The 14,241-nt window shown below is 67.9% G+C and carries 11 protein-coding genes; 1 reads left to right on the plus strand and 10 read right to left on the minus strand.

Annotation, left to right across the window (positions count from 1 at the left end; all coding sequences use genetic code 11):
- The first annotated feature begins 52 nt into the window (after positions 1-52).
- Entirely contained in the window at positions 53-1,216 is a 1,164-nt protein-coding gene (locus tag LRM40_RS13110) for a glycosyltransferase family 2 protein (protein WP_151125239.1), read from the plus strand.
- Here the strand turns inward: LRM40_RS13110 and LRM40_RS13115 are convergent.
- Genes LRM40_RS13115 through rfbF form a run of 10 tightly spaced genes read right to left on the minus strand, consistent with a single transcriptional unit; the run spans position 1,203 to position 14,215 of the window.
- Positions 1,203-2,972, minus strand: a complete 1,770-nt coding sequence (locus LRM40_RS13115; RefSeq protein WP_151125240.1) for a B12-binding domain-containing radical SAM protein — start codon at positions 2,970-2,972, stop codon at positions 1,203-1,205. The genes LRM40_RS13110 and LRM40_RS13115 overlap by 14 nt on opposite strands.
- Positions 2,969-4,054, minus strand: a complete 1,086-nt coding sequence (locus LRM40_RS13120) for an NAD-dependent epimerase/dehydratase family protein (RefSeq protein ID WP_151125241.1) — start codon at positions 4,052-4,054, stop codon at positions 2,969-2,971. Before LRM40_RS13120 ends, LRM40_RS13115 begins: the two co-directional genes overlap by 4 nt.
- Before the next feature lie 15 nt (positions 4,055-4,069).
- Positions 4,070-5,956 carry a radical SAM/SPASM domain-containing protein gene (locus tag LRM40_RS13125; RefSeq protein WP_211373034.1) on the minus strand — a complete coding sequence of 629 codons (1,887 nt, stop codon included), beginning with the start codon at positions 5,954-5,956 and terminating at the stop codon, positions 4,070-4,072.
- A gap of 2 nt (positions 5,957-5,958) precedes the next feature.
- On the minus strand, positions 5,959-6,507 hold the full coding sequence (locus tag LRM40_RS13130) for an NUDIX hydrolase (RefSeq protein WP_211373035.1): 549 nt from the start codon (positions 6,505-6,507) through the stop codon (positions 5,959-5,961).
- A complete protein-coding gene (locus LRM40_RS13135; RefSeq protein WP_211373036.1) occupies positions 6,504-7,586 on the minus strand; it encodes a class I SAM-dependent methyltransferase in 1,083 nt (360 codons plus the stop codon). Before LRM40_RS13135 ends, LRM40_RS13130 begins: the two co-directional genes overlap by 4 nt.
- A 38-nt stretch (positions 7,587-7,624) precedes the next feature.
- Positions 7,625-9,457 (minus strand): thiamine pyrophosphate-binding protein, encoded by a 1,833-nt coding sequence (locus tag LRM40_RS13140; RefSeq protein ID WP_151125242.1) that lies wholly within the window; start codon positions 9,455-9,457, stop codon positions 7,625-7,627.
- 10 nt (positions 9,458-9,467) lie between these two features.
- Positions 9,468-10,976: an N-acetylneuraminate synthase family protein gene (locus LRM40_RS13145; RefSeq protein ID WP_211373037.1), complete on the minus strand. Its 1,509-nt coding sequence runs from the start codon at positions 10,974-10,976 to the stop codon at positions 9,468-9,470.
- A 25-nt stretch (positions 10,977-11,001) separates the two neighbouring features.
- On the minus strand, positions 11,002-12,330 hold the full coding sequence (gene rfbH, locus LRM40_RS13150; RefSeq protein WP_151125243.1) for a lipopolysaccharide biosynthesis protein RfbH: 1,329 nt from the start codon (positions 12,328-12,330) through the stop codon (positions 11,002-11,004).
- A gap of 32 nt (positions 12,331-12,362) precedes the next feature.
- Positions 12,363-13,448 carry a CDP-glucose 4,6-dehydratase gene (gene rfbG, locus LRM40_RS13155; RefSeq protein WP_170288934.1) on the minus strand — a complete coding sequence of 362 codons (1,086 nt, stop codon included), beginning with the start codon at positions 13,446-13,448 and terminating at the stop codon, positions 12,363-12,365.
- Positions 13,445-14,215 (minus strand): glucose-1-phosphate cytidylyltransferase, encoded by a 771-nt coding sequence (gene rfbF, locus LRM40_RS13160; protein ID WP_022982839.1) that lies wholly within the window; start codon positions 14,213-14,215, stop codon positions 13,445-13,447. The genes rfbG and rfbF overlap by 4 nt, the downstream gene beginning before the upstream one ends.
- Positions 14,216-14,241 lie beyond the last annotated feature (26 nt).

The following is a 14,241-nucleotide window of genomic DNA, read 5'->3' on the forward strand; positions in this document are numbered from 1 at the left end:
CGGGCGCATCCGCTAGCATGGCCACACTCCGAGGGCGCATCGCGCCGTCCGCATGAAGCTGACCATCGCCATCCCCACCTTCAATCGCCTGCCGCAGCTGCAGCAGGCCATCGCGGCCGTGCGTGCGCTGGAGATCCCTCCCGGCCTGGAACTCCACCTGGCCCTGTCCAACATTGCCTCCCGGGATGGCACGCGCGACTACCTGGATGCCCTGCAGTTGCCTGGCATCGCCCTGCACATCTACAATACGCCATTCTGGGAGATGCGCTTCAAGAAGGACATCCGCTCCAACTGGGTGCGCCTGGCCGGGGCGGTGCCGCGCGACAGTGACTGGGTCTGGCTGCATGGCGATGACGATGTCATCCTGGACCCCCGCGCTCTGCACCGCGTGGTGGCGCTGGCACGGTCGGCCGAGCAACCGCGCCTGCTGATGTTTCCACAGGCCAAGCGCTCGACGGGCTCCGGGCAACACTACGCCGGCCAGCTGATCGACCTCTGCCAGGCCCACGGCTTCCACGAGATGCTCGGCTGGATGTCCCAGTTGGTCATGTGCGGCCCGCTGTTCTTTGCGGCCATGTCGGACTTCGCCCGCTTTGCCGGCGAATCCCTGGACGACCACGATCCGCGGACCGAACCCACCTTGCCGCGCAGGGAGCTCCTGGCCGGCGAAGACCCGCAAAGCGCCGAGCGGCTGACCGACAGCCGCGTCTCGGCCTTCCACCATGCCACGATGGTGCTGAGGCACTTCCGCGACCAGGTCGCGGTGTTCGTCGACGATCGCATCATCGACGAGCAGCCCCAGCTGCCGCCCGGCCAGGAGGATCGGCCGACACGGCGTTCCTCCGAGAACGTGCGCGACCGCTTCTTCTACCTGGTGGACGACTTCGTCGAGCACCTGGGTCTGCCGCCCCGCTCCTTGAGCCCGCACTTCCTGCGCTATGTGAACAAATCCCTGGCCGACCTGATGACCAATGTGCTCGCCGAGGACCTGCTGGTTCCGGGCGACTGCCTGCTGGATCGGCAGGGCAAGCTCGAGCGCCTGCACCGGCTGCGCGAGCTGATGGCCGACGAGGCCCAGCGCCAGGAGTTGAGCCGGCGGCTGGCGCTGATCGAGGACGCCATGCGCCGCGAGAGCAGCGAATCCAGGCGCGCCATGCAGGCGCTCTACCAGGCCACCAAGCAGCCCCGCCTGCCCTTCCAGATCATGCCGGCGTGAGCTGGGCGGCCGCAGGCAGCTGCTCGAGATAGGCGAACGACACCTGGCCGTCTGCCCACAGGCCCTTGTCGGCAAAGAAACCGGTCCAGAAGGACGAACGCTCCAGGCCACGGGCCAGTTCGTCCAGCCTTTGCTGCGCCTGGGCCTGCTGGCCCAGCCGCTGCAGGCAGTAGGCGATCATGTACATGGCCAGCGCATGGTCGTCGCGCAGCAGCAGCACGTTCGAGAAGATCTCGATGGCATGCTGGAAGTGGCCCAGCCGCACGTCGATGTTGTTCAGGAAGTTGGATTCGAGGTTGATGTCGTAGGCGATGTTCTCGATTTCCTGCGGCGTGAAGTGCTCGGTCTCGACCACGCACTTCTTGTAGCCCGCCAGGCGGATGTCGCCCTTGATCTGGCCCTTGGCCCGCGCGTCCAGGTACATCTCGCTGCCAGACAAGGGTGTCGCCACGTTGATGCGGTACCAGCTGGCGCCCAGGTTGCGCAGGAAGCGGCGCGTGTCCTCGATGTCCTCGCGCGTCTCGCCCGGCATGCCGATGATGATGTTGCAGTCGGTGTAGATGCCCAGCTTGCGGCAGTCGGTGACCACCCGCTCGGTGATCGACAGCTTGAGCGGCTTGCGCATCAGCTCCTTGAGCACCCGTGCACTGCCCGATTCCACCGCCAGGGTCAGTTGCCGCACGCCCGTCTTGTGCAGCTCGACGAGCATGTCCCAGTCCAGCGCATACAGCGCCAGCGCGTTGGGGAAGAAGCAGTTCAGGTCCAGACGCTGGGCGATCCTCAGAACCGCCTTGGCCCAGTCCACATCCCAGAGGAACATGTCGTCCTCGATGACCAGGGTGCTGGCACCCAGACGGGTCTTGAGCGCCGTCAGTTCGGCCTCGATGCGCTCGACGCTGAAGGCCCGCACCTTGCGGCCGTGCACCGCATGCGCGGCGCAGAAGGTGCACAGGAACGGACAGCCCCGGCTGCCCATGTAGGTGATGTAGTTGGTCTTGTCGGCGATGTTGGTGTAGGCCTTGATCGTCGGGCTGTAGTGGTAGTCCTGCAGGTCGATGCAGTCGTAGTCCAGGTAGGGCACATCGTCCAGGCGGTCGATGAAGTGATGGGTGTAGATGCCGCTGGACTGGAGGTTGCCACGTGTCACCCAGTGGTTGGAGGCCTCGCAGTAGCGCCGCGGATCGGCGGCGCTGAGCAGTTCCTTCAGCGGCAGCTCCCCCTCGCCGTAGCACAGGGCATCGAAAGCCTCCGGCGCGTCCTCGAAGATCTCCCGGTACATGGTGGTCGCCACGTTGCCGCCACCGATCACGAACGCCGAGGGAAAGGTCTGCCGGGCCAGGCGCGCCAGCATCAGCACGTTCTCGTAGCCCGTGATGAACAGCGAGGAAAAGCCCACCAGATCGGGTGTGAAGCCCTCGGCCTGCACACGCGCCAGCACCTCGGTGAACCAGGGCGCGAAGTCGAGGCTGTCGGGGTGGTTCCAGGTCTTGTGGATCTCGGTGTTGAAGTCGATCACCTTCACCGCACAGCCGAACTCGCGCTTGAGGTAGGCGCTGATCGTCAACACCCCCAAGGGGACATCGGTGATCAGGACGCCGTAGTCGTGGCCATTGGCGTGGCGCCATGACTTGCTGTTCTTGCCCGGCGCGGCAAAGGCCTCGAAGGTGATGTTGGGTGGCACGATCAGCAGCACGTTCGGTGCCGGCCCCAGGCCGCCGCCGGGCGCCAGGTCCAGCGCTTGCTCATGTGTCGTCATGGCTTGTCTCCAGTGTGAGGCCCGCAGGCTTGCAGATACCGCCCCATCAGGCGAATCGAGGTCGGCAGCGAGGTCCAGGCGTCCAGCCCGAGTTCGCGCCGCGCCTTGGCAATGTTGGGAAGATAGACCGATCGGTCGATGTTCTTGGCCCGGTCGCTGAGTTGCCCAAGCACCTGCACGGGCTTGTGCGGGCTCAGCTCGGCCGCCACCAGTTGGGCCAGCTCGCCGATGCTCAGCGCGGCATCCGACCCCACGTTGAAGACCCGGGCCGGCGTGCCGGGGGCGGCAGCCAGCATGCGCCACAGCCAGATGGCCAGGTCGCCCAGGTGCAGGAAGGAGCGCAAGGGTCGGCCGTCCCCCTGCACCACCAGGGCCGGCGCCTGCAGGGCCTGCTGCACGAAGTTGCCCAGCGCGTAATGCACATCGAGCGGAATCCCGGGGCCGGCGAAGGCGAAGCAGCGCGCGATGGTCAGCGAGAAGCCCAGCTCCTGGGCCGCACAGCCGAGGATGAACTCGGCCGCCCGCTTGGCCTGTGCCAGGCCTGACCCCGGGTCCAGGGTGTCCGGCGCGTGGTGGTCCGTCTCCTCCACCGGCCCGGGCCGGGGCCCATAGACCACCCCGGAGCCCAGGAACAGCACGGCCTGCGGACGGGCACGGCGGCACAGCCGGACCACGGCCCGCGTGCCATCCACCAGGGTGTCGAACTTGCTGATCGCGCTGGCCCCCCCAAAGGTCTCGTGGGCCGAGGTGGTGGCGCCGTGGACCAGGTGGGTGAAGGCGATGTCGCGCCGGTCGATCTGGGTGACATCGCCTTCGATGACCTCCAGGCCGGCCAGGGGCGGCAACAGGGACAGCCAGGCCTGCGCCGCCGCTGCCCGCCGCGTCAGCAGCGCCACACCGCGCAGCTGCAAGCCCTCGTGTGCCTGCGCATGGGCCAGGCGCTGCAGCAGCCACCAGCCGAAGGGGCCGGTGCAGCCCGTCAGCAGCAGACGGCCCCCCTGCAGATGAGCCCAGTCCAGCGGCTGGCAGGCCGCCAGACGTTGCGTCTCAGCCTGCAGGATCTGCGCTTGCGCCAGGTTCATGCCTGTGGGCCGGACTCAGGCCAGCACCACCAGGGCGCAGGTCGAAGTCTCGGCGCAGGCGTCGAAGTGCTTGCGGCGGTTGAAGCTCATGTCGTAGCCATAGGCCTCGAAGCAGTGCCCCTCGCCGGCCTGGCCCTCCAGGGCCGCCGTCCACAGCAGCGGCGTGTAGCCCTGCTCGCGCAGCAGCAGGCCGGGTTCGGCGATCAGGGCCGCCGCGGTGTCCAGGCCACCGGCCAGCAGCCAGTCGGCCGGCAGGCCGGCCAGACGCTCGACCGCCGCGGGCACCGAGTACTCGCGCAGCGCGGGCAGGTACAGGCCGATCACCGGCCCCGCCTGCAGGCGTTGCAGTAGCTGCTCGTGGCGGCTGCCCGCACGGGTGCGCAGATGGCCGCTCAAAGGCTGGGTGTGGTGGTCCTTGAAGACCTTGCCGGGGTGGGCTTCGGTGAAGGCCTGGGCCACGCGCGGCAGGTAGAACTCCTCCAGCGCGGAACCCTCGTCGGAGATCAGGGACTGCGGCAAGATGAAGGGCACCACCGGACCGTTGAGCGCCCCGGCCAGGGCCGGATCGGCCGCGATGCGTTCGCGCAGGCCCTGCACGGCGCGGCTGAACTCGTCCAGCGACGGGCAGGCCCCGGGCAGGTGGCGCACCAGGCGCTCGTGCATCTGCGCCAGCGTGGAGGTGGGCGCCTCGATCTGGAAATAACGCCGGCACTTCAGATGCACCGGCGCCTTCAGGCCGCGCGGGTCGCAACGGCCATGGGTGTCGAAGTGGCCCTGGTAGACCGGCTCGGGCAAGGCATCATCGAGCCGGTCCTGGTCGCTGAAGCCCTGGCCGTAGGGCAGCGGCAGCAGCTTGGCGCCGGCCGTCTTGGCCGCATGCAGGGCGATGAACTGCGGGTCCTCGCCGATGATGCAGTCGGGCCGGTAGGGGCCCATCCACGGGTTGGCCATGCCACGCGCCAGGATCTCCTTGAGCGGCGTCTGGCGCAGGTTGCCGATCGACATGTCGATGTACGGGCAGGGCGTGATCTCCATCGTCGAGGTGATGGTGATGATGCCCTTGGTGGTGATGCAGCCCTTGAACGAGCCGTAGGAGGGCGTCATGTGGGTGAACACCTTGTACTTGCGCTCGAGCTCGCGCACGATGTCGGCGTCTTCCTTCTCGATCACGAACTCGGGGTGCTCGCTGCACGAGCCGGTGGGCTTGGCATAGGAGACATACAGGCCGATGCCGCGATCGGTGGCGAAGCGGCACATTTCCTCGAACTCGGCGGTGCGCGCACGGCCCTTGACCAGCACGGTCGACAGGATGAGGTTCAGCCCGGCCTCCAGGCTGGCGTCCACCGCACGCATGACCCGCTTGTACGAGCCCTTCTTGTTGCGGAAGTTGTCGTGGTCGGTCTCGACCATGCTGTCCAGCGACAGCTGCACCTTCTCGACCCCGATAGACTTGAGGTGGCGCGCGCGCGCGCCATCCAGGAACCAGCCGTTGGTGTCGGTGATGATGTAGTGGCGCTCGGGATCGATGGCCTCGACCACCGCGTCGAAGTCCTTCATCACCAGGGGCTCGCCGCCGGTGATGACGAAGCGCGCCAGGCCCAGGGCATCGGCCTCGCGCGAGATGCGGCGCACGTCCTCCAGGTCCATCTTCTCGCGCTCGTCATGGATCTTGATCACCTTCTCCAGGTGGCGATCCATGTAGTACTCGGCCGAGCAGTGGGTGCACTGGAAGTTGCACAGGTAGCTCTTCTCCAGGCGGATGATGGGGCTGATCTCGCCGCGCTCCTCCATCTCGGCGATGCGGGCCAGCTTGGCCGCCACATAGGGCTTGCGCGCAGCCAGGCCGTTGCGCTTGGCCAGTTCCTCGGCGGACAGCGACTTGACGAGCAGTTCGGTTTCCATGATCAAGGCTTCCTTCCGGTGTCGGCGCCGCTGCTGAACAGCGGGCGGTAAATGCCGTGTTGGCGAATGGTATCGGGCGGCAGTTCGTCGAACCATGCCCACTGGCCTGCCGCGGGACGTCCGCCGGCAGGTGCCTGGCGTGCCGGATCCGCCGGCGTTCGCAGCCGGCAGCGGAACGCCAGGGTGATGAAGTGTCCGCGCAGGTCGCGCTCAGGCGCGGTCAGCTCGAAGACCGCCAGCGGGGTCGCGTCGGCCTCGACCTGGGCGCCCAGCTCGGCGGCGGCCACGGCCGCGATGCGCGTGGCCCAGGATTCCTTGAAGCGCACGATGCCCCCCGGCACATGCCAGCCCGGGCCATAGAAGCGGTCTTCGCGCCAGGTCATCAGCGTGCGCCCCGCCCCGTCGCCCACCAGCAGGTCGACGTTGACCAGGGGCGTCAACCGGCTGACGGCCAGGAACAGCGGCTCGGGCAGACCGGCGCGGGCATCCGGGCACTGCCGCTCGATGACGTCCAGGGCCTGTTCCAGCGAGGGGGCGGTGTTCTGGTTCATGCCAGCTCCAGCGCGTCTTCGCGCAGGATGGCCAGCGCCAGCTCGGCACCGTGGGTGCGCCGGATCTGGGCCACCACCTCGTCGGAATAGCCCGCCGCCATGACGATGACAGCGGCCACCGGTGACTGCCGCAAAGCCTCGGGCGCGCGGATCGGCAGGTGGCTGACCGGGGTGTAGCGGCCCTGCTTGAACGGGGCCGAGTCGACCACATAGCGCAGGCGCGGCCCCAGCTCGGCCAGCGACAGCAGGGCCAGCGCCTGGTGCCCCGCCCCCCAGACGGCCACCCCGCCGGCCTGGTGACGGTCGACAAAGGCATGCAGGGCCAGGCGCAGCCCCTCCAGCGAGCGGTCGAAGTCGTCCAGGGCGGGCACGGCACGTGGCCGCAGCTCGGCCGACAGGATGTAGTCGTGCCAGATCGTGCGAACCTGTGTGACCTCGAAGCCCGCCATCTCCAGGCAGCGCCGCAGCGTGGCCTCGGTGAAATAGAACACATGGTCGGCGATGAACTCGCTGACCACCTGGCGGCGCAGGATCATGTCGAAATTGGGCACCTCGACCAGGCCCACGGCGCCCGCCGCCAGGCGCTGGCGCACCGCGCGCAGCACCGCACGCGGCTGCGGCCAGTGCTCCATGAAATTGAAGCTGGCCCAGGCGTCAAAGCACAGGTCAGCCGGCAGCTCGGCGTCGCCAGGGTACAGGGTCAGCACCTCGTGGCCGCCGGCCCGCGCGGTCTGCGCGGCCTGGGCACCGTGCTCGGTCCCCCAGGGTCGGGCGCCGGCCTGGCGCAGCAGATCCAGGTACTCACCACGCCCGCAGCCCACCTCCAGCACCGGGCGGCCTTGCAGGCCGTGGCGGCCCACCCACTCGGCCAGCTGCGTCTCGCGGAAGGCCTTCATGGCCGGCGAGAAGGCATTGGCGCGGATCACATCGCGGTAATACGACACCGGTGCACCGACCGTCTGCACGAGGCCGCAATCCTCGCAGCCGTGGATGCGCAGGTCGGTGCCGGCATCGTTCGCCAGCTCATGCTGCTGCGGCAGGCTTTGCGCGCCCGAGGGCATGCCCTGCAGGGTCAGCATGGGCTGCGTCCCCAGGCTGCCGCCGCACCAGCGGCAGCTCAGCACGGGCCCCCCCGGGCCTGTCGCGAACGGGGCGACAGCGGCGTGAGCATCTCCGCCTCCAAGGCCTCCAGGCTCAGCAGCGGCGACATGTCTTCCAGCGGCATCGACACCATGCCGCCTTCGGCCAGCGGAATGGCCGCGCACTTGGGCTGCAGCGTCTCGTCCGGCACCAACTGCACGTCGACCAGACAGGGGCGCGGCAAGGCCATCGCGCCGCTCAAGGCCGCGGCCAGGGCGTGGCTGTCGGCAATGGTCACGCAGGGCAGGCCGTAGGTGCGGGCCAGCGCCGCCAGATCGGGCAGGCGCAGCCCGCTGTCCGGACCGCTGGCCAGATAGCGGCCCTGGAAGTAGTTGCGCTGGGTGTTGCGGATGGAGGCATAGCCCCCGTTGTTCATGACGAACAGGCAGATCGGCAGCGCCTGCGTGGCCAGTGTGGCCAGTTCCTGCACATTGAGCTGCAGGCTGCCGTCGGACTCGACCGCGATCATCGGTGACCGCCCCTGCCCCAGGCAGGCCCCGATGGCCGCCGGCAGGCCATAGCCCATGGATCCCAGCCCGGAGGTCAGGAACAGACGCTGGCCCGGCTTGTTGCGAAAACCCGCATAGAGGAATTCGACCGCCAGGCCCGAACTGCCGGTGGCCACCAGGGTGTCGGCCGGCGTGGCTTCGGACAGGGCATCGACAAAATGCGCGTGGCTGATCGGCCCGGCATCCGCGAAGCTGCCCTGGGGATGCAGCGGATGGTCGAGCTTCCAGCGCAGGCAGCGCGCCCGCCAGGCGTCGACCGCCAGCGGCGCCGGCCCCAGTGCGCCGCGCAGACCTTGCAGGAAGTCTCCGGCATCGAGGGCCAGCCGGGTGGCCTCGGGAAGATCGGTCTTGTCATCGAGTTCGTGGGCATCGATGTCGACCACGATCTTCTGGGCATGGCGCCCGAACTCCGCCCGGTTGTAGGCCGTGACCACGGGATCGAGCCGGGCGCCGACACAGATCAGCAGGTCGCAGTTCTGCACCGCGAAGTTGGCGGCGCGCGTGGCCACCACGCCGGGGCGGCCAATGTTCAGCGGGTCCTCGTGGGGCAGCAGGTCCAGGGCATTCCAGGTGAAGACGCATGGCAGGCCGGCCTCATGCGCCAGGGCCTGCAGGGCGTCGGCCGCACCGGACAGGCGCACGCCATGCCCCGCCAGCAGCAGCGGGCGCTGTGCCTGGCGCAGCTGACGGGCCAGCGCGGCGAAGTCGACCGTGGACGGTGCCGGGCGGACCGGGGCCTGCCAGGGACGCAGGGCCGCCGCATCGACCGGCGCCGCCTGCACGTCCAGCGGAACGTCCAGCCAGACCGGCCCGGGGCGGCCGCTGCGCATGTGGTGCAGGGCCTCCTCCAGCAGGGCACGGATGTCGGCGGGCTCTTCCACCACGGCGGCGAACTTGGTGATCGGCCGCACCAGGGGCACGATGTCCACCTCCTGCACGCCCGTCTGGCGCAGCGGCCGGCCACGCAGGCGGTCGGCCCGCTTGGCCTGGCCGGAAATGACCAGCATGGGCACCGAGTCGATCCAGGCGCCCGCCACCGGCGTGACGATGTTGGTGGCCCCGGGCCCCGTGGTCACCATGGCCACGCCGAAGGTCGGAGCCCCCGGGCGGCCGGTGCGTCCATAGGCCTCGGCGGCGATGCCGCAGGCCTGTTCGTGCTGGCAAGCCACGGCCTGCAGGCGTGGCTGGCAGGCCAGCGCGTCGTTGAGGTGCATGGCCCCCCCACCGGGGAGCACGAAGACATGGCCGATGCCTTCATCGGCCAGCCGGGACATCAGCCAATCGGCCAGGCGTTGGGTCATGCGTGGAACGTCAGTTGAGCCAGTACATTAGACGGGTCTTGCGATCCCGGTTGAGGTTGATGGCTTCGTCGGTGTAGAACGAATCGTCGGCAAAGTGGGTGGAAGAGATTTCCTCGATCACGGCGCCGGTGCGTGTGGAGAACGCATGCCGCACACCGGGCTCGATGTTGATCACCTCCCCCTCTTTGCACCGCTGCAATTTACCGTCCAGGCTGATCTCGATTTCGCCGAAAAGAATGTGGAAAGTCTCCTCCTTCCGGCGGTGCAACTGCTCCGGATGCAGTTGTCCCGGCAGGCTCACCAGCAGCTTTTTGCAGTAGCCGCGGTTGACCACAGTGAACATGGTCAAACCCACCTCGTCAAAACGCTCCAGGCCATAGTGGTGGGAAATCTCCAGGTCAACGCCCCCCGGCACGGTGATGCGGCTGTGCTGCAGCAGCTCGCGCACCCGGCAGGCGATGTCGAGGATCCTGGCACGCCGGTCGCTCTGTTCGGTGTTGGCCAAGGTCACGGCGCCATCGGCGGCGATGGGCTCGCGGGCCACGAAGCGGCTGTACTTGCTCCACTCGTTGGCCGTGATCTGGCCCGGCTCGGGAGGAAAGGCGAAGTAGACGTCCGCATTCTCCAGGGTCTGGCCGGCGTCGATCGGCCGGCGCACGAAGACACCGCGGCGCAGGCTGCGCAGGCTGTCCTGTTCGGCCGTGTTGACGGGCGCGCGCTCGCTGGGACTGCCGCAGATGGCAAAGGCGCGCCGCGCCGAGGCCAGCCAGCGGCGCACCTGTTCGGGTGTGGCCGAATAGCCATTGACCGGGTACTCGGGCGTGCCCACCGCCACGTGCTTCTCGAAGATGTCGGCCCCCTTGGCGACCGCCATCGCCACCAGGTCGGCGTGGTCCGGGTGTTCGTGGGTGGAAAAGCCCACGCGCAGGCCGGGATAGCGCTGGCGCAGGAAGTCGATCTGGCTGAGCTGCATGTGCTCATCGGGCGCCGGATACTCGGCCACGCAGTGCAGCAGGGCAAAGGCCTTGTCTCGGTGCCGCAGGAAGCTGACCATGTTGTCCAGCGTGGCCACCGAGGCGCCGGCGGTGGAGGCGATGATCGGCCGGTCCGTGCGGACGATGCGCTCGATCAGCGGCCAGTCGCCGAAGGAACAGCTGGCCACCTTGATGATGTCCAGGCCCTGCGCCTCGATGACATCCACCGAGGCCTCATCGAAGGGCGTGGACATGGTCAGCAGGCCCTGGCGGCGTGTCTCCTCCACCAGGCTGTCGAACTGGGCCCGGCTCAGGCGCGTCTCGCTGAAGCGCTTGATGTACTTGACGTCTTCGCGGCCACGCATGGCCGGGTGGATGAAGCTGTCCAGGTCGCGGTATTGCAGCTTCATCGCGAAGCTGAACTCGGGGAACTCCCGGCTGACCGCGGCGAACTCGCGGATGATGCGCAGGCCATGGTCGAGATCGCCCATGTGGTTGTTGGCCATCTCGAAGGTGACCAGGCGAGGCGGGATGAGGTGTTTCATGAAGGGCTCCTGCGGGCCTGCGCGCTCAGTCGAAGCGCACGCCCAGGTACTGCTCGATGCTGGCGGCGGCATGCTCGAGCATGGGCTCGGTCAGTGCAGGCTGCACGCCGATCCAGAAGGTCTTGGACATCACCGTGTCGGAGCGCGCCAGCGTGCCGCTGACACGGTAGTTGCGACCCTGCATATAGGGCTGCCGGGTGAGGTTGCCGGCGAACAGCAGCCGGGTGCCGACGCGCTGCTGGTCCAGGTAGGTCAGCAGGTCCAGGCGAGAGACCGGTGCCTCTTCGCGCAGGGTGATGGGAAAGCCGAACCAGGACGGCTCCGCACCGGCGGTGGCCTGCGGCAGGATGAGGAATTCCTCGCAACTGCGCAGACGCTCGTGCAGGAAGGTGAAATGCCGGCGCCGCGCGGCGATGAAAGCTTCGAGCTTGCCGAGCTGGGCCAGGCCACAGGCAGCCTGCATGTCGGTGATCTTCAGGTTGTAGCCGAGGTGACTGTAAGTGTATTTGTGGTCATAGCCCGCCGGCAGCTGGCCCAGTTGCTGGCAGAAGCGGCGACCGCAGGTGTTGTCCTTGCCGGGCGCGCAGTAGCAGTCGCGGCCCCAGTCACGGAAGCTCTCGGCGATGCGGCGCAGTTCGTCGTGTCGGGTGAACACCGCCCCGCCTTCGCCCATCGTGATGTGATGGGCGGGGTAGAAACTCAGGGTGCCGATGTCGCCAAAAGTGCCGACCTTCTGTCCTCGGTAGGTCGATCCCAGGGCATCGCAGCAGTCCTCGACCAGCCACAAGCCATGGCGGCGGCACAGGTCGGTGACCACGTCCAGGTTGAAGGGATTGCCCAGCGTGTGCGCCAGCATGATGGCCTTGGTGCGCGGCCCGATGGCCGCCTCGATCAGGCTGGCATCGACGTTGTAGGTCGGAATGTCGACATCGACGAAGACTGGCACGGCCCCGAACTGCAGGATCGGATTGACCGTGGTCGGGAATCCCGCCGCCACGCTGATCACTTCATCGCCCGGCCGGATGGCCCGCTCGCCCAGGCGAGGCGAGGTCAGCGTGTGAAAGGCCACCAGGTTGGCGGAGGACCCGCTGTTGACCGTCAGCACGTGGGGCACGCCCAGGAACTGGGCCAAGCCGGACTCGAAGGCCGCATTGAAGCGGCCGGTGGTCAACCAGCCGTCCAGGCTGGCCTCGACCATCAGGCGCAGCTCCGCCGCATCCAGCAACTTGCCCGAAGGCGGCACCACGCTCACCCCCGGCTCGAAAGGCCGGGGCTGGCCCAAGGTCAGCGCCGCGTACTGGTCGACCAGTTCAGCGATCCGCTGACGCAGCTGCAGGGCCTCTTCATTCGCCACGCATGGCCTCCTTGGATGTCTGCCTCATCGAATCAGCGCCCCGGGCCCAGGTGCGCCCGGATCTGCGCTTGCATCAGCGCATGGGCCGGTTGCCCGGCAAACAGCTGGCGCTCCCAATCCACCGTCCAGGCAATCGCCTGGCGGGTATCCAGCCGCGGCTGCCAGCCCAGCGACTGGCGGGCCAGGCTGGCGTCCAGGCGCAGATGCAGGGACTCTTTCGGGCCGTCCGGGGTGGCCAAGGCCACCACATCCCCGCCACCCCACTGGTGACAGGCCCGACGGGCCACGTCTGCGACCGACCAGATCTCGTCCACGGACGGGCCGAAGTTGTAGGCCGGGGCCAGGCCGGCACGCCCCCCCGCCATGGCTTCGGCCAGCACCAGATAGCCCGACAGGGCGTCCAGCACATGCTGCCAGGGACGGGTGGCTTGGGGATGGCGCAGCGCCAGCGGCCGCCCCGCCCGCAGTGCCCTGAACAAATCGGGCAGCAGCCGATCGCGACAACGGTCCCCGCCGCCGATCACGTTGCCGGCCCGGGCCGTGACCAGACGCGGTCTGGCGTCGCCACTGAAGTAACTGCCACGAAAGGCCTGCACCACCAGTTCGGCACAGGCCTTGGAGTTGCTGTAGGGGTCATGCCCTCCCAGCGGATCGGTTTCGCGGTAGGGCCAGGGCTGGCGCTCGTCGCGGTAGACCTTGTCGGTGGTCACCACCAGCACGGCCTGCAGGTCGGCCCGATCACGGCAGGCTTGAAGCAGGTTGGCGGTGCCCTGGACATTGGTGTCGTAGGTCCCCAGTGGATCCTCGTAGCCCACGCGCACCAGGGCCTGTGCCGCCAGATGCAGCACCACCTGGGGCCGGCAGTCGGCCACGGCCTGCGCCAGCCGTTCGGGCTGGCGGATGTCCACCCGCAGATCGGAGGCCAGGATGGAGGCCACCTCGGCCATGTCAAACAGGCTGTCGGGCTCGGGCGCCAGGGCAAGGCCGTGAACCTCCGCGCCCAGCGCATGGAGCATCCAGCTCAGCCAGCTGCCCTTGAAGCCGGTGTGGCCGGTGACCAGCACACGGCGCGACGCCCAGAACGCGGCATTCGGCACGGCCGCTGCGGCGGGGCTCATTTCCAGAATTTCCACGGGGCCTGGCCGCTGGACCACAGCGACTCCAGTTGGTGTTTGTCGCGCAAGGTGTCCATCGGCTGCCAGAAGCCATCGTGCTTGAAGGCCCGCAACTGGTCCGCGGCAGCCAGGGTCTCCAGCGGCGTGGATTCCCAGGTGACCATGTCGTGCGCGATGAGGTCGATGACGCGCGGCTTGAGCACGAAAAAGCCGCCGTTGATCCAGCCACCGTCGCCCAGCGGCTTCTCGACAAAGCGGTTGACCGCGTCGCCGAGCAATTCCACCGAACCGAAACGCCCAGGCGGCCTGACCGCGGTCATCGTGGCTTCCCGGCCGTGCGCCTGGTGAAAGCGGATCAGGGCGCCAATATCGAGGTCCGCCAAACCGTCGCCATAGGTGAAACAGAAATCTTCATCGCCCAGGAAGGGCCGCACGCGGCGCAGGCGGCCCCCGGTGAGCGTGTTTTCCCCTGTGTTGACCAGGGTGACCTTCCAAGGCTCGGCCTTGTGGTCATGAACCTGCATGCTGCCGTTGCTCATGTCGAAGGTCACATCCGACATGTGCAGGAAGTAGTTGGAGAAATACTCCTTGATGACGTAGCCCTTGTAGCCGCAGCAGATGATGAAGTCGTTGACGCCGAAGGATGAATAGACCTTCAAGATGTGCCACAGAATGGGCAGCCCACCGATTTCGACCATGGGTTTGGGTCGGACGGAGGTTTCCTCCGACAGCCGGGTGCCCGCTCCGCCGGCCAGGATGACGGCCTTCAATGCCGACCTCCGCCGTGAGGGAGCCA

Origin of the sequence: Ideonella dechloratans (genome assembly GCF_021049305.1) — a bacterium.
GTDB lineage: Bacteria > Pseudomonadota > Gammaproteobacteria > Burkholderiales > Burkholderiaceae_C > Ideonella > Ideonella dechloratans.

Excerpts from the sequence above, each read along its gene's own strand:
- LRM40_RS13135 (WP_211373036.1), bottom strand. The coding sequence starts at position 7,586 with ATGCTGACCCTGCAGGGCATGCCCTCGGGCGCGCAAAGCCTGCCGCAG.
- LRM40_RS13120 (WP_151125241.1), bottom strand. The coding sequence starts at position 4,054 with ATGAACCTGGCGCAAGCGCAGATCCTGCAGGCTGAGACGCAACGTCTG.
- LRM40_RS13110 (WP_151125239.1), top strand. The coding sequence starts at position 53 with ATGAAGCTGACCATCGCCATCCCCACCTTCAATCGCCTGCCGCAGCTG.
- LRM40_RS13125 (WP_211373034.1), bottom strand. The coding sequence starts at position 5,956 with ATGGAAACCGAACTGCTCGTCAAGTCGCTGTCCGCCGAGGAACTGGCC.
- LRM40_RS13145 (WP_211373037.1), bottom strand. The coding sequence starts at position 10,976 with ATGAAACACCTCATCCCGCCTCGCCTGGTCACCTTCGAGATGGCCAAC.
- LRM40_RS13140 (WP_151125242.1), bottom strand. The coding sequence starts at position 9,457 with ATGACCCAACGCCTGGCCGATTGGCTGATGTCCCGGCTGGCCGATGAA.
- LRM40_RS13130 (WP_211373035.1), bottom strand. The coding sequence starts at position 6,507 with ATGAACCAGAACACCGCCCCCTCGCTGGAACAGGCCCTGGACGTCATC.
- LRM40_RS13115 (WP_151125240.1), bottom strand. The coding sequence starts at position 2,972 with ATGACGACACATGAGCAAGCGCTGGACCTGGCGCCCGGCGGCGGCCTG.
- rfbG (WP_170288934.1), bottom strand. The coding sequence starts at position 13,448 with ATGAGCCCCGCCGCAGCGGCCGTGCCGAATGCCGCGTTCTGGGCGTCG.